The organism is Shewanella sp. Sh95, from assembly GCF_001308045.1.
GTDB classification, from domain to species: Bacteria; Pseudomonadota; Gammaproteobacteria; order Enterobacterales; family Shewanellaceae; genus Shewanella; species Shewanella xiamenensis.
The window spans coordinates 29,430-45,664 of sequence record NZ_LGYY01000033.1; the positions used below are offsets into that span (position 1 = coordinate 29,430).

Annotated in this window: 13 protein-coding genes; 5 read left to right on the forward strand and 8 right to left on the reverse strand. The window is 48.6% G+C overall.

Annotated elements, in window-relative coordinates; all coding sequences use genetic code 11:
• Positions 1–138 precede the first annotated feature (138 nt).
• The 4 genes from AEA42_RS02860 to AEA42_RS02875 form a co-directional block, all read right to left on the reverse strand.
• A complete protein-coding gene (locus AEA42_RS02860; RefSeq protein ID WP_055646915.1) occupies positions 139–1,932 on the reverse strand; it encodes a long-chain fatty acid--CoA ligase in 1,794 nt (597 codons plus the stop codon).
• Positions 1,933–2,060: 128 nt separating this feature from the next.
• Positions 2,061–3,371 (reverse strand): hypothetical protein, encoded by a 1,311-nt coding sequence (locus AEA42_RS02865; protein WP_055646916.1) that lies wholly within the window; start codon positions 3,369–3,371, stop codon positions 2,061–2,063.
• A complete protein-coding gene (locus AEA42_RS02870) occupies positions 3,368–4,231 on the reverse strand; it encodes an ABC transporter ATP-binding protein (RefSeq protein ID WP_055646917.1) in 864 nt (287 codons plus the stop codon). The genes AEA42_RS02865 and AEA42_RS02870 overlap by 4 nt, the downstream gene beginning before the upstream one ends.
• 40 nt (positions 4,232–4,271) lie before the next feature.
• Positions 4,272–4,643 carry a GntR family transcriptional regulator gene (locus tag AEA42_RS02875; RefSeq protein ID WP_037427968.1) on the reverse strand — a complete coding sequence of 124 codons (372 nt, stop codon included), beginning with the start codon at positions 4,641–4,643 and terminating at the stop codon, positions 4,272–4,274.
• 92 nt (positions 4,644–4,735) lie between these two features.
• Between AEA42_RS02875 and AEA42_RS02880 the strand changes: the two genes are divergently transcribed.
• From AEA42_RS02880 to AEA42_RS02895, 4 genes are all read left to right on the forward strand, one after another.
• Complete coding sequence (locus AEA42_RS02880) at positions 4,736–6,343, forward strand: alpha/beta hydrolase (RefSeq protein ID WP_055646918.1); 1,608 nt, start codon at positions 4,736–4,738, stop codon at positions 6,341–6,343.
• Between the two features lie 3 nt (positions 6,344–6,346).
• Positions 6,347–7,081: an ATP-binding cassette domain-containing protein gene (locus AEA42_RS02885; RefSeq protein WP_037416198.1), complete on the forward strand. Its 735-nt coding sequence runs from the start codon at positions 6,347–6,349 to the stop codon at positions 7,079–7,081.
• A gap of 88 nt (positions 7,082–7,169) precedes the next feature.
• A complete protein-coding gene (locus AEA42_RS02890; RefSeq protein ID WP_037427971.1) occupies positions 7,170–8,309 on the forward strand; it encodes an ABC transporter permease in 1,140 nt (379 codons plus the stop codon).
• Between the two features lie 56 nt (positions 8,310–8,365).
• Positions 8,366–8,626, forward strand: a complete 261-nt coding sequence (locus AEA42_RS02895; RefSeq protein WP_037416192.1) for a phage-shock protein — start codon at positions 8,366–8,368, stop codon at positions 8,624–8,626.
• 169 nt (positions 8,627–8,795) lie between these two features.
• Here AEA42_RS02895 and mog read toward each other — a convergent pair whose 3' ends face one another.
• The 4 genes from mog to AEA42_RS02915 form a co-directional block, all read right to left on the reverse strand.
• Positions 8,796–9,329 (reverse strand): molybdopterin adenylyltransferase, encoded by a 534-nt coding sequence (gene mog / locus AEA42_RS02900; RefSeq protein ID WP_037416491.1) that lies wholly within the window; start codon positions 9,327–9,329, stop codon positions 8,796–8,798.
• Positions 9,330–9,535: 206 nt separating this feature from the next.
• Positions 9,536–10,495 (reverse strand): carbohydrate kinase, encoded by a 960-nt coding sequence (locus AEA42_RS02905; protein ID WP_055646919.1) that lies wholly within the window; start codon positions 10,493–10,495, stop codon positions 9,536–9,538.
• Positions 10,496–10,587: 92 nt separating this feature from the next.
• Positions 10,588–12,984 (reverse strand): TonB-dependent receptor, encoded by a 2,397-nt coding sequence (locus AEA42_RS02910; protein WP_055646934.1) that lies wholly within the window; start codon positions 12,982–12,984, stop codon positions 10,588–10,590.
• Between the two features lie 257 nt (positions 12,985–13,241).
• Positions 13,242–14,462 carry an MFS transporter gene (locus tag AEA42_RS02915; RefSeq protein WP_047536425.1) on the reverse strand — a complete coding sequence of 407 codons (1,221 nt, stop codon included), beginning with the start codon at positions 14,460–14,462 and terminating at the stop codon, positions 13,242–13,244.
• A 257-nt stretch (positions 14,463–14,719) separates the two neighbouring features.
• On the opposite strand from AEA42_RS02915, the gene gtfA reads away from it, so the two are divergent.
• The gene (gtfA, locus tag AEA42_RS02920; RefSeq protein WP_055646920.1) at positions 14,720–16,204 is read left to right on the forward strand and encodes a sucrose phosphorylase; all 1,485 of its coding nucleotides are present in this window, start codon (positions 14,720–14,722) and stop codon (positions 16,202–16,204) included.
• Positions 16,205–16,235: the final 31 nt, after the last annotated feature.

The window sequence follows — 16,235 nt, forward strand, 5'->3', positions numbered from 1 at the left end:
AACTATCCTTTACACCGACACCTTGCGCCTCGTGCGCACCAGTAAACGGGGCGAATTTTAAGCTAAGAACTATGCGTCAGGAAGTAGTTGAGACAAAAAAGGCCGCTAAGCGGCCTTTTAAGATCAAATATTTAACAATCAATTATTATACATAGCATTAATTTCATGGGCGTACTTGTGATAAATCATTTTGCGACGCAACTTAAGCGTCGGCGTGATTAATCCTGCCTCCATCGAAAAAGCTTCCGGCAGCAGGGTAAACTTTTTGATTTGCTCAAAACTAGCCAACTCCTGCTGGAGCTGTTTGAGGCGCTGCTCGAAATGCTCAACCACATGGCTATGGCGCAGCAGCTCAATAGGCGACTCATACTTTAAGCCTTTTTCCTTTGCCCATGCTTCGAGGGATTCAAAGGCTGGCACAATCAGCGCCGTCACATAGTTACGCGCATCGGCAATCACCGCCACTTGTTCGATAAAAGGACAACACCCAACAGCACCCTCAACCCTTTGCGGTGCAATATATTTACCGTTAGAGGTCTTCATCAATTCTTTAATACGATCGGTAATAAACAAATTGCCGTGGGCATCGAGTCGTCCCGCATCGCCAGTCTTTAACCAGCCGTCTTCAAAGGCGGCGGCAGTATCTTCAGGGCGATTGTAATAACCACGCATCACAGTGTCGCCACGGACTAAGATTTCATCGTCTTTACCCAGTTTAATTTCGATTTCGGGCAAGACTTTACCGTTTGACCCCGCGACACGGTTATCCAAAGTGTTACAGGTCACAGTAGCGTTTGTTTCGGTCATGCCATAGCCACAAAGCACAGGAATACCAATAGCATGGAAAAAAGACGCCACATTTAAATCAAGTGCAGCACCGCCACAGGGCATAAACTTTAAGCGTCCACCGAGCACTGCCTGCAACTTGCTGTAAACCAATTTATTCGCCAAACGCCATTGCAAGGATAACCACAAACCGCCCTTAGCGCGGCCTTGGCTCACTTCAAACTGACGCTCGCCAACCCTCATCGCCCAAGCAAATAATTTTTTACGACCCTCTGCGGATTTCGCGACCTTATCCTGTACTGCGCTGTAAACCTTCTCGAGGAAACGCGGCACCACACACAAGGTATGCGGACGCACAGCACTTATCGCCTCTTTTACTCTTTGGGTATTTTGCAGATACACATTATGGCCACCACGGCATAAAACGTAGAAACTCCAGCTACGCTCAAACACATGGCTTAGCGGTAGGAAAGCTAAAGACACATCGCCAGCATTAAAAGGCAAAATCTGATCGTGCTGACGCACAGTCGAAGCCATATTGCGGTAATCCAGCATGACGCCCTTAGGATCACCCGTGGTGCCGGAGGTATAAATCAGGGTTAACAGATCATCAAGATTCGCGTCTTTTAAGCGTTGCCCCAGCTCGGCACTTTGGTCGTATGCCTGCGCTAGCACGTTATCTAAATGTCTATGCTGAGGTTTATCCTGAGCCAACTGAACTGCGGCATCGAACACAATCACATGCTCTAGAGTCGGACACTGTTTTTGTAGCTCGCAGGCCAGCGCATATTGCTTAGCGTCGTCGACAAAAATCACCTTAGCCGCCGCATCATTAATGATAAAGCTGGCTTGCTCTAAGGTACTGGTTGGGTAAATAGGCACGGCAATGGCACGGCTTTTCAGAATGCCGATATCGGCACAGGTCCATTGTGGGCAGTTTTGTGACAGGATCACACAGCGGTCTTGCACTTGTACGCCGAGTTGAATCAACACTTGTGCAATTTTATGGCTGATCTCATCAAATGCCTGCCAACTGACTTGATGCCAAGGGGCTGCCATTTCAAAACCTTCCAGCGCAATAGCCTCCTTTAACGACTGGCTTTGCTGCTGTAATAGTCGAATTACGTGATATTGTTCGAGCGACATGAGTGACTCACCTTTTAGCTTACAAGTGTTCCGCTTTTGCAGCATTCTACCTGAAGGCAAGCTAAAAACTAAGAGTTTTTGCTCTAATCTTGTGCAAATGTCGCCCAAATCACGTCATTTAAGGCCGATTACAGCCCAACGATATCGCCCCGCCATAACTTTTTACGGCCGCCAAACAGGGCAATTTGCCCCAACACAACCAGTAAAAGATCGCCTATTAACCAATAATATAGATGACCATCATGCTGCAATGCCGCCAAACTGATAGACACCCATAGTGAATGCCCCAGCACCACCAGCATAGTCAAGCTAACCTGTAACACTCGGCGGCACAGGCAACCTAGCCCTAACACCAAGGCACAAGCCCAATAGGTGCTCATCACTAAATGCGCCAGCAATGGCGCACTTATCCCGCCATTGAGCCAAGTAATAAACACACTACAGAGCAACATGCCGACACTGATGAGATACAGCAATCGTTGCTGCCCTCGGGCAAAAGCATTAACCAAACCGGTTCTGCCATCAAAACCCGGCATCAATAACAGTAACTCTGTTGCACGCGCTCGTTGCACCCGACTCCAATGCACCAGCGAACAGCTGATCACACAAAACTGCGCCAGTAGCAGTAACACCGGAAAATCCCAATTAAACTGATGGGATAATACCCCCAGCACCAATGTCAGCACGGGCAGCAACAGCAGCAACACGGTCAGCATAGGACCGATAAAGAAGTTAACCGGATGCAGATAACGCTCTAACCGAGTCAAGATCCGTATGGATTGCAGGCTAGGCAGCCAAAACCAGCCCATTTCCAAGCCGTTAAGATACACACTTCGCGCCTCTACCCGCCAAGGTAACACTAGGCAGCGGCGCCAAATCAGCACTACCAACACAAACAGCACTATGATGCTCAGCCACAATGGTACTTGCTCAGCCAAAGCGCTAGAAAACGGCACTAAAATAAACAGTAAAAATGAGGAGTAAAACCATTGGGTTTGCCGTAAACACAGCAAGATAAAACCTAAGCTTATCCCTTGGGCAAACACCAGTAACGACAGGCTAGAGGTAAAATCAAACAATACGCATAAAAGCACCGCAAGGCTAAACACGCCAATGAGCATCACCTCGCACTGGATAAAAATATTCTGCCGATAACGGGGGATTAAGATTGAGCACTCGCTCGCCATCAAGCGAATCAACTGCCATGCGACCGCTGCCGAGGTAGAGACAATCCCCATGCCGACAAAAATATCAAAACTCTCCTTCTGCCCGGCCCATCCCGCCAAAACGCTCAGGGCTAAGCCAAATAATCCGGTACCCAAAAAACTCACACTGCCCACGTCAAATAACCACAGGCGCAGCATGCCGTTAAAGGGATTGATTGAATGCTGTGTTACAGGCTTATCAGTAGGTTGCACAAGCGGTTTAGCTGAACTCATTTGTGTAACTCCACAAAGAGTTGCTCCAAATTAAGCGCTTCACTTCGCTGCACGCCGGTAAGATTGAGATCAACGGCACCACGATCCACCAGTACAGAATCGCCATCGCGGCTGAGGATACGCACCTGCTCAGGCAACTCCGTACCCGCCGCCAGTTTGAGTAGACGCACCTCTTCCCGCAGGGCATCGATTTCCTTAAACAGCACTAATTCGCCCTGTTTAATCAGTGCCACATGACTCGCGACCCGCTCTAAATCTGAGGTGATATGGGATGAAAACAGCACCGCCGAGCCGGATTCGAGGGCCAAGTCGAACAAATCGACCATAAACTTGCGTCTGACTATCGGGTCGAGACTGGCCACGGGTTCGTCGAGGATCAGCAACTCGGGACGATAGGCCATTGCCATGATCAGCGCCAAGGATTGGCGCTGGCCGACGGACAGACGTTGTACCTGTTGGCTGACATCTAACTCAAAGCGGGCAAGCCAATCTTGCTCTAACTGCATGTCCCAATGGGGATAAAAGCTGCGGTGTAAATCAAGGGCGCGCTCAACGGTAAAACCTTCATAACCAAAGGGTTGTTGTGGCACATAACCAAGGCGCTCCTTTGCGGCTGACGAAAGTTGTTCCGGCGTCTCACCTAAGGTGCGGATGTCACCCGAATCGGGCGAAAGAATCCCCAAAGCGCAGCGCATTAAGGTCGATTTACCCGCACCATTTTGTCCCAATAAGCCAACCACCATCCCGGCAGACAAGCACAAGGACAGATCCTTTAACGCCTGTTTTTCAACGCCATTTTTTCCACGAAAAACTTTGTTTACCTTAGAAAACTCAAGTATTGGGGGAAACTCTTGATCCATCGAATTGCGTCCTTTTTATTCTCGTTTTCGCTTGGGCCGACTAGGCTTGCCAGCGCTCGTTAATCAATTGCAGCAACTCGGGCAGGCTCACGCCCAGCTGCTTGGCTTGTGCCAATAAGCCATCTAATTGCGGCTCAAGCAGACTCACGCCCGACTCCATCGCCTCGGTACGGGCAGCAACCCGAGTCGCCTGCCCACGGCGGCGTTCTAACCAGCCCTGATCCACCAATTGCTGAATCGCGCGAGATACTGTCATCGGGTTCACCGCAAGGTATTCCGCAATCTGGCGCACTGAGGGTAATACGTCTTCCTCTTGCAGTTGGCCGCCCACAATCAAGCGCACGATTTGCTCGTGTAATTGCTTGTAAATTGGCTCACCACTGCTGGGGTTGACATTTAAAAGTTCTAACATTAGGCTTTACACACTGTATTAATACATTGATACACCGATACACTGTATTTAAAGTATCACACTCATCCTGAAATGCAAAAAGGAAAGCGCTCATGATAGATAGCATGATCCACAGGAAGTCCCATAATGCCGGCGCTTGCGTTGCGATTAAGCGTTCAAACACAGGCTGGCATAAACATATTTCAACTCGCAAAATCATAGGGTTGAGTACGCTTATGCTCGCTATGGCTAGCGCAACGGTTTGGGCAAGTGAAAAATCAGCTCCTTCAACAACCCCCACAAATACCTGTTATGTGGACGGTGTTTCGGACCGTTTAAACTGCGGCTTTGTGACTGTGCCTGAGAATCCCAACAAGCCCGATGGCAAACAGATCCAAGTGCATTATGTGGTCTTGCCTGCGGTGAAAAACGTCAATCATGAAGAAGCACTGCTGGCGATAGCAGGCGGCCCAGGTCAATCGGCCATAGATAATGCGGCAAGCTTTGATAGCATGCTGAATAAAGTGCGACAGCAGCGGGATATTTTGCTGATTGATCAACGCGGTACAGGTCGCTCAAATCTATTGAATTGCGATGCAGGTGAACAATCCTTACTCGCCCTCAACGATGACAATATTGATAGCTTAGCCGAGGCGCAAAAATGCCGAGATCAATTAACGGGTAGCGATGTAACCCAATACGGCAGTCTCAATGCAGTGGCAGACTTCGAAGCCGTGCGCGCCCATTTAGGCTACAAAAAGCTGCACTTATACGGCATTTCTTACGGCACACGCATGGCGCAGCTCTATATGCGTTTGTATCCCGAGCATCTAGCCACAGTCACCTTAGACGGCGTAGTGCCGATGCAGCAAAGCGTATTAGAAATCGGCTCGGCAATTGAGCGCGGCTTTGACTTACTGTTTAAAGATTGCCAAGAAACTGCGGCCTGCCATGCCGAGTTTCCAGAGCTCAGGGCCGAGTTTGACCAAGTGGTAACCAAACTCAGCCAAGGGCCAGTGATGGAGCAAGTACACGACCCGGTCACGGGTGAAAAGACCTTACTCACGCTCACCCGCGCGAAGTTTTATGGCGCGATCAGAATGGCACTGTATCAAACCAATGTGCGCGCCTTAGTGCCCCATGCGATTCATCAAGCCGCCAAAGGTAACTATCAACCGCTACTCGGATTGTATGCCTTAACTACCGATGGTGCAGGCATGGCAATGGGCATGCACGCCTCCGTAGTTTGCGGTGAAGACATCCATCGCATCACCCCAGCGATGCGTGAACAGGCAAAAACCTCCTATGTAGGTAAAACCATGCTCGAAAGCCTGGAAGCATCATGCTCTGTGTGGAAAGTGCCACCCGTCGATGCCAGCTTTAGCGAGCCTATTAAGAGTGCTATCCCCACACTGTTACTGTCGGGCGAAATAGACCCTGCCACACCACCAAGTTGGGCGGAACTCGCCATGGAAAAACTCACTAACGCCAAACACTTGGTCGCACCATACGCCACCCATGGCGTGGCCTATCAGTCCTGTGCCAATAACTTAATCGCCGAGTTAGTGCGTACTGGTTCGGTTAAAGATCTCGATGGTGAATGTTTGAAAAAGGATGTGCGCCGTAGTTTCTATTTAAATGCCAGCTCGGTTGAGCCACTCGCGACCGAAGATGCAACCCACTCTGCCAAAGATAAGCCCAGCACTGGAGCCAAGGAGTAAGTCATGATCAAAGTATCCCATCTTTCTAAGCGCATCGGCGAAGTGCAGGCCCTAAACGATTTGAGTTTTGTTGCCGAAAATGGCCAGATCACCGGCCTACTCGGCCCCAATGGCGCGGGTAAAACCACCTGTTTACGCACCATTTTTGGCCTGCTGAAACCCGATACTGGCACGGCTGAAATTGAAGGTATCGACGTTGCCATCGACCCGATTGGTGCTAAGCAGCAACTCGGCTTATTCCCCGATCCATTTGGCCTGTATGAGCGCCTCACGCCGCGGGAATATATCCGTTACTTCGCCGAACTCAGCGGTTTATCCGCCAGCGACGCCAAAGAGGCCACCAGCAAGGTTATCGCCAAACTACGCCTCGAAGATATTAGCGATCGCCGCTGTAAAGGCTTCTCCCAAGGGCAACGAATGAAAACCGCCCTCGCCCAAGCCATAGTCCACAGCCCCAGCAATATTATCCTCGACGAACCGACCCGTGGGCTGGATGTAATGAGTACCCGTTTGCTGCGCGATATTCTTATCGACCTTAAAAACCAAGGGCATTGCGTGCTGTTTTCCAGCCATGTGATGCAAGAAGTCGCGGCCTTGTGCGACCAAGTGATCGTGATGGCGCAAGGCCGAGTGGTGGCCATCGGCAGCCCAGAGCAACTCTGCGCACAAACGGGTAAGGCCTCACTCGAAGATGCCTTTATCCAGCTGATCGGCACCGATGAGGGTATTGCCGCATGATGACTCACAGCATTAACGCTCACACAAATTGCGATAACACCTGCTTCGACTTAATAGCGAACAGATAAACTTGGGATAAGGAATAATCATGAACAAAATCATCGCAATGGTTCGCAAGGAACTGATAGACGCCGCCCGCGATAAACGCTCTGTGATGGCGGGACTCTACTACGCCATCGGTACGCCGCTGATCATGTGCGGCCTGTTTATGGTGCTTATCGGCCAGCTGACCAGCCCGGACGATCTTAAAATCAGCATCACTAATCCCGACAAAGCGCCGGATTTAGTGCGATTTTTGTCTAACAAGGGCATTACCCAAGGCGAAGCTGGCGCGAAGGATTTGAAAGCCATCGAGCTGATTATCAGCCCCGACTATGCCAAGCAGATGAACCAAGGCAAAGGCGCAGAAATCACTATCGTTGCCGATAACTCAGAGGAAAAACTGCAAAACTCGATTCGCCGCTTAGAGAAACAGTTGCAGGCCTACAGCGCCGAAATGGGCAGCCTGCGCTTAATCGCCCGCGGTATCGACCCTCGCGTGGTGCAGCCCCTGAAAGTGAATGTGCACGACCAAGCCACCACCGACTCTAAGGGCGGGATGATCTTAGGCATCGCCATTTTCACTATGATTTACTCAGTGTTTATCTCGGGGATGAACTTGGCCATCGACACCAGCGCCGGTGAGCGTGAACGTAACTCTTTGGCATTGTTACTCAGCCATCCGCTGACCACGCGCCAATTAGTGCTCTCTAAAATCATTGCTGTCGGTCTGTTTGCCCTGCTCGGCTTAGTGTTGATTTTATTAGTATCTAAGGTCGCCTATACCTTCGTGCCTTGGCAGGAGCTCGGCTTTAGCGTCAGCATTACCAGCGAGTTTATGGCGTTGATGCTGCTGGTCGGTATCCCAGTTGCCCTGATGGCTGCCTGTTTGCAATTGTTTGTGTCCTTTATGGCCAAAACCTTTAAGGAAGCCCAGTCCTATCTAACCATGGTGCTGTTTGTGCCCTTGGCACTGTCGATGGCCGCCAGCTACAACATCGCGCCCGACGTCCTGCAATGGTTGCCCGTTTCGGGTCAGCAACAGGCACTGATGGACTTTATTAAAGGTAAAGATATGAACATGCTGCAATTGCTGGTATCGACCTTGGGCACACTCGCCATTGCGGTAATACTGGCATTCGGCATGGAAAAATCGTTAAAGAGCGAAAAAGTGATCTTCGGTTTATAACACTATCAACCCACAGAGGGCGCGCCGCGCCCTAACATTGAGTTAAGGAGCCAATCATGGAAAAAGAATTTATTATCATGGTCATTATGGTGACCTTTATTATCGGTGTAAGCGCTACAGAGATGTTTAAGCATTACCTAAAAATGCGCCAACTGGGTGGCGGAAACGATCGACAGCTTGAGGATAAACTCACCCAGCTGAGTCTACAAAATCAGGTACTGATTGAACGAGTACAAGTGCTGGAGCGCATAGTGACAGATGCAGAGGACAACGCCGCCAAGACCACACTGGCACAGCAAATTGAGGCATTAAAATAGTCGTTAATGCACCGCAGTTAAACTCGTATTACAGGGTATTAAAGTTGTGTCTATAGGCGCTAAGTCAAGCTGCGTACTTGCGACTTAGCGCGACCACAACAGCCCACAACGAATGCCAATAAAAAACCCAAGCTAGGCTTGGGTTTATGTCATCTTGCTGTGCGGCACGTTATTTTGCCTTAGGTCTAAAAGGCTTCATCACGGCCTCGTTACACTCGAGGTACGGCCCTTCCATCAGGTCGATACAGTAAGGAATCGCTGGGAATACCGCATCTAAACATTCGCGGATTGATTTAGGCTTGCCCGGCAGGTTCACAATTAATGAATCCCCCCGTAAGCCCGCGGTTTGGCGCGAGAGAATCGCCGTAGGCACAAACTTTAATGACTCAGCGCGCATCAACTCGCCAAAGCCCGGCATCATACGATCGCACACGGCCTCGGTCGCCTCGGGCGTCACATCGCGTTTTGCTGGGCCAGTACCGCCCGTGGTCACAATTAAGCAGCAATCCAGCTCATCGGCCATCTTGATCAGGGTCGCTTCAATCACATCCTGCTCGTCGGGGATCACTTGATAAATCGGCTCCCACTCGCTGGTGAGGTAATCATTGAGGGTGTCGATAATCGCCTTGCCCGAGATATCCTCATAAATCCCCGCGCTGGCACGATCGCTCACCGTTACAATCCCGATTTTTGCTTTGCTCATAGGAAATCCCCAATCATGTTGAAATAAAACCATATCGACCGAAAGCAGAGGAGAAACCTATGCTCCTTCGACTATAAGCCGCAGCTAAAATAGCATAAATGCTCGGCCAATGGGGCAAGTAAAACGTGATGAAGTTCGCGCAATATGCTCGAAAAAAAGCTAAGGCAAGCAATCACTCACCTCAGCTTGATGGTTTGCAGGAAGTGTTAACTCACCTGTGACAGTGTGGGCAACGCAGGGAAAGCGCCCTTCTGCCCACAGGTTACGGCGCCGCAACGCACCGCAAACTCAATCGCCTTGCGCAACTGTGCCTGACATGCAAGTCGATGTTTTAAGGTTAAATGCTCGAGATCAAACTCCAACTCAGAACCCAGCGCAAACAAAAATCCCGCCATAAAGCTGTCGCCCGCCGCCGTGGTATCTACGGCTTTAATTTGGGGGACTGGCACGCTAAATCGCTCATCTACTGTGATGCACTGCACTGGATTGCCGCCGTCAGTAATTAGAATCACCTCAACACCTTGCGCCAAACAAAACTGCAAATAATCTTCGAAACTCTTGTTCCGCGTTAAGGCTAAATAGTCGGCCTCTTCACGGCTCATTTTCAGCACTTGTGTGTAACGAAAACACAGCTCTACTCGCTCTGCAAGCAATGCGGTATCGGGCCAGAGTGATAAGCGCAAGTTAACATCAAAACTCACTATCTTATTGAATGAATTAGCGCAACGGGCACCATAGATGCTCGCGTTAAAAATGCTCGCTTCGGTAAAGGTGTTGGAACAGAGATGAAAAATATCCATCTGTGGCCATGGAATGGCATCGAAATGGCGCTGACTATAGCAAAGATCGGCAGTCCCTTGGCGGTTAAACTCGAAGGTTCGTTCACCATTCTCATCCAAATTTACCACCACTGTCGCTGTAGGCACACCTGGCACTTCGGCCAAATAATCTGTAGCAACGCCTTCGTTTTCGAGGGCTTGTTTTAACATTGCCCCATAATCATCGCTGCTAATGCCGCCAGCAAAATAACTCTTACCGCCCAGTTTGGCATAACCTACAGCCACATTTGCAGGCGCGCCGCCCGCAATGGCTTGATGGGATTTGTCGCTAGCCTCTGTGGGTAATAAATCCACTAACACCTCTCCAAAACTGAGTAATACCGTCATATGGATCCCTTTATATTTCTATTAGTTAAGCAAAAAGCCCATGCTGGATGGGCCTTTTAAATTGTCGGTTTTAAACCTCAAACCCGCCGGAGTTAAAACTCGTATTTCAAGGTTGCACTCGTGGTTCTGCCATTAATGGTGCGAGCGCGGATAATATTGTTATCAGGAATCGAACCTTCCTCAGCCTCTGTGATACCCGTGGCGTCAAACAGGTTGTTGACGTTTAAGGAGACACTTAAGGCCTGAGTTAAGTTGTAGGTTGCAAAGGCATTGACCTGATTGTAACCATCAAACTTCAGATCATTATTATCCTGTGCATAGGAGTCAGTAGTGCCAATCAGGTTGATGCCCACTGAACCTTGGTCAAAGTTATAACGGCCCATCAGCGAGTAGATAAAGTCGGCCTGTCTTCTCGGAGTATTACCCACAACATCTGGTGTTAGAGCGTCCTTAGCAATCTCAGCATCGGTCCAAGTGACATTGCCCCTAAAATCGAAGTCACCGATAAAATAGGCCGATTCAATTTCAATCCCTTTGGCTTTGTACTTACGGTCGAAGAAACGCTGACTCGTCGCCTCAAAGTTTTGTTCTTCGGTCTCGGAATAGAAAGCGGTCGCGAACACCGATAAGTCATCGTAACGGTACTTAAGGCCTAACTCATATTGATCCACATTATCGACCGCATCTTCTTTTGCCACTGAACCATCGGCACGAACTTTACCAAATAACAGGCGATCCGCGTTGGCACGGCCGCCATGACTCAAGCGACCAAAAGCAGCTAAATCGCTGTCAAACTGATAGTTTGCGCCGAGTGAATAGGAGGTGTAACTCCAGTCATAATTCACGGGTTGTGGATTAGCATTATCGATAGAAGAGACACTTTGCTCAGGAATAGAGATAACGCCATCCAAGTTCATATCGACTTGCGATTGCACATTGCCAGCGTAGTAACCACTGGCATCGCCGCTGTCGTAACGCACACTGGCATCCAGCGATAAATCCCCAAAGCTTGACGCGACCGCAAGATAAGGCGCCTTAATGTTGTATTCGGTATCGTAATTACGTTGGCAACAATTACCCCAATAAGGCACACCATAGCCGTAGAGCCCAGCATCGGAATAGGCGATACCATCGGCAGCCACAACATCAAGCAATGCGGCGTTATCCCCTTTGACTTCCATCAAATAGGAGTTCCACATCCAAGTCATATTGATATTTTGGGTGGCATTGTAATAACCCAAAGTAACGCTGGTATCGTCAAAGGTTTTCGTTAATTTTAAGTCGTTTACGATTGAACCAAAGTCATTCATCTTAACGTCGAAGGTATGGATCCGCATGGCGAGTCCATCCATAGGATTGCCCGCATCAGGACCATTGGCATAAATCAACTTGGCGCCAGTGCCCGCAATACTGGCCGCAATGTCGGCGCCATTAGCCACTTCTGCTGGGAATGGCGCCATAAAATTGCCACTCACATCCGAGAAACGGAAGCGGTTTTCGACCTGCCAGTCATTGCCTAAATCAAAGGAAGCTTCTAATCCCACTGAGTTAACCTCAGGATTCATCCCATCGCGCATATCACCGCGACGACGCTCACCATCGGCGCCTAAACTCAGGGTTGAGAGAAAATAAGCTGACTGGATGGCATCGGATTTCGCATTAAAACCTGGGACAGAGCTACCGTCCGAATACATTGGCATGGGTAAGTAGCCAATACTTTTATCATCTAAATGCTTGAAATAAAGACGAACATAGCCACTATCGAACTCTTTGGTTATGTTAGCTTTTACCTGACCACCTTTGTTGGCGTCATAACCTGCTTGGCGAGGGCCTTCACCAGTACGCACAAAACCACCCACATGGAAACGCAGGCTGTCATTGATGCTCGAGCCATATTCAAAGTCAGTACGGAAAGTATCGTAGTCCAAGCCAAAGGTGGTAGACACGCTGCCAGCATCCGAGCTCCCAGTTTTACTGATCACGTTAATAATGCCGCCGGGAGCGTTACTCGCCGCAGTGGATGCCGAACCACCACGAATAGATTCAATGGTTTGTACTGTAGAGTCTAAACGTAAAAAGATATCCGCATTACCAAAGGCAATATCGCCAAACTGTAGAATTGGTAAACCATCTTCTTGAATTTGAAGAAACTTAGCACCACCCGATGCCACAGGTAAGCCACGTACAGCAATGTTAGCATTACCTTCGCCGCCCGTTGATTCCACCTTCATACCCGGAATGATCCGGAACGCTTCGGCGGATGAACGTGGAGTACTAACCTCCAACTCCGCGAGTGATACGCTGCTAACTGACACGCTCGAGTCCATGACGCGAGTACCACGGGCCACGCCCGTAACAGTAATGCGCTCAAGGCCTAACGCATCTTTCTTGGTTTCTTCCTGCGCGGGTGCATCGGCAGCCCAAAGCTGAGAACTCACCAAGACGGCGATTGTGCTTAACAAGAATTGTTGTGATGTGCGATTTATCATTTTTATGTCCCCACCCATATTTGAGAAGCCGCCCTCTCCCCACGGCGACTTCTACTGAAATTATTGTTAATCGATTAGCCTGTTATTTCACTTTACTAAAAAACATCTTAATCGATTAAGTTAACAAGTTAGCAACTAAATGACAAAAAGCAAGTGCATTTTTTGTACAAACCAACAAACTTAAAGTGGGAACAACAGACAATTAATTGATTCATTAGAGAAATGTGACATAAAAATTTTTTCTGTCACATTTCAATTCAAGCGGTTTCACGGCTTAACAGCGGTTGGGAAGGATCTTTAATCAGATTAACCCCCGCTAGTAGACACAACAAAACGGCAAACCCAGTAGCGAGGTAAAAGCCATACTTCACATGGCCGAAAATATCCCCAACTAACCCCATACAAAGGGGAGCCAGCGCCGCAGAAACCGCGGTAAAAAACAGGATAACCCCAGCCACAGAACCGTGCTGCGCCACGGGGAAACAACTGATCCCCTTGGAGTTTAAGGTGGGATATATCATTGACATAAACAGCCCAGAGAGGGGCAAGAGAATAACGGCGGCCTCAACACCATAGAGCATAGAACCGAGATAGCAAAGGCTGATCGCCAAGCTAAACCAGAACATAACCTGTTGCCACGAAAAGTAATTTAATATCCATCCGCCCAAAAACCGCCCACCCGCTCGCAGGGTAAAAAAGAGGGTTAAGGCATAGGCCGCCAGTGCAGTGTAATCCCCCTGATACTCTTGCAGCAGGCTAGGCATCCATACATAAATCGCTACTTCGGTGGCCACATACAAACCAATCGCAAGGGAAAACCCTAATGCATAAGGGTTTTTCATCATACTGAAGGTGTTCGCCAGATTAATTGTTTCCGTCGAGGATTGCTTAACCTGCGGATAATCGGCCCTAAACGCCAACCAACAAAGCAGCAGACAAAAAATCCCTGCCCCAAAATACAAATACTTCCATGACACACCACTGATAAGCAGATAGCTAACGATAGCTGGCCCCACCATAGCGCCAACCCCAAAGAATCCTTCGACCGTGTTCATGGTGCTGGAATGTTGTTTTGGTGACCGAGAGATATCACCGATCAGGGCTAAAGCCCCAGTTTTAAATACCCCAATTGCCAAGCCCACCAAGGCCAATAGCATCAGGAAATAATAAAACGACTCCCCAAGCGCAAATAAAAAACAGGCAATAGCGAACAACAACAACCCTAATAAAATGGTTAGTTTACGCCCTATTTTATCCGCCAAAAAACCCAGAAACAGGCCACTTATTGCGATAAAAATCATCGGCATATAATGGAAGGCGCTCGCCTGAGACAAAGAGAGGCCAAATTCAGCAATCAGCTGCGGGATGATCACGCCCACGGCATCGGAGGTCATAGCAAACATAAAAAACATTAAATACGTCAGCACTCGAATACGAGTGTGATGGCGATTTTCTACAGAATTTGAATCACTTACCATACTGTTTCACCTTATCGTTATCGCGCCTAACTCCCTTTGAAGCTGGCTAAGCCCCAAACAGCTTTAGGCATTATTTATGTACAGCAGTGAGCTAATCCCCCCAAAACCTAAGACTAACTCAAAAATAAAACAAACCACTTGAATAATGTTTCACATTGGTTAAATATACAACTTAATCGATTAAGTTTGTTTGCGCAATTTATAAATAAACGCGGGCAAACTTTACTCTGGGAAGGCTACTCAAACGTGGGCAAAGTATGAAAAATCAAGTGCAATTGATCACCTATGTCGATCGGATAACCGGTGCCGGACTCAAAGAACTCAAATCCTTGCTCAATAACGAGTTACAGGGGTTATTTGGGGGCGTTCACCTACTGCCCTTTTACTATCCTATCGATGGCAGCGATGCGGGTTTTGATCCCATAGACCATGTGCAAGTGGATTCACGCTTAGGTGATTGGGACGATGTCAAAAGCATAGGTGAAGAGTTCGACATCATGGCCGACTTGATCGTTAACCATATGTCCGCGGAGTCTCCCGAGTTTAAAGATGTGCTCAAGCATGGCAAACAATCGGCTTACTGGGATTTATTCCTAACGAAGGACAAGGTATTCCCTGAGGGATTAAGCGAGCAGGATCAAGAAGCTATCTACCGCCCTCGCCCAGGGAGCTGCTTTAGCACTTACACCTTAGCGGATGGTTCAACGGAAGAGTTTTGGACCACCTTTACCCGTAACCAGATCGATATCGACGTTCACTCCGCAGCAGGTAAAGATTACTTAAACCGCGTATTGGCGCGATTTAACCACAGCAAAGTCAATTTAATCCGCTTAGATGCCGCAGGTTACGCGATCAAAAAGCCCGGCACTAGCTGCTTTATGATTGAGGAATCCTTCGAGTTTGTAGATAAATTAGCAAAGCAAGCCAATCAGTTAGGCATGACAACCCTAGCCGAAATTCACTCCCATCATATGACGCAAATCGATATCGCCAAACGGGTCGATATGGTTTACGACTTTGCATTACCACCGCTGATTTTACACACGCTCTTCAGCCAAGATTGTCGTGCCCTGAGCCACTGGCTTGAAATGGCGCCTCGCAACTGCATTACCGTACTCGATACCCACGATGGTATCGGCATTATCGATGTGGGCCCAATGGATGGCTTACAAGGATTATTGGACGAAAAACAAATCGATAATCTAGTTGAAACCATACACAGCAACAGTCAAGGCGAGAGTTTACAAGCCACAGGGGCAGCCGCCAGCAATGTCGATTTGTATCAAATCAACTGCACCTATTACGATGCCCTCGGGCAAAATGACCTAGATTACTTGATGGCTCGAGCGATTCAGTTTTTCGCACCGGGTATTCCGCAGGTGTACTACGCAGGCCTGCTTACCATACCCAACGACATGGTATTGCTAAATCAAACCCATGTTGGCCGAGATATTAATCGCCCCTATTTAAACCGAGAAAAAGTGCAACAAGCCCTGCAAAAACCAGTGGTTAACGCTCTTATTCAATTGATTAAACTGCGTAATAGCAGCGCCGCATTCAATGGCCGTTTTACGATGGCAGCCAGTGGAAAATCACTAACACTCACATGGTCTGCGGTAAATGCACAGGCGAGTCTTAATCTCGACTTTGCCAATAAACAAGGGCTGATCACCCTGCTTGATGAGCAAAGCATCGAAACCCAAATCAGCTTAGCCGACCTGCTCACCCCAGCACAGGGATAAATACCAAACATAAAACAAAAGGCGCTTTAAC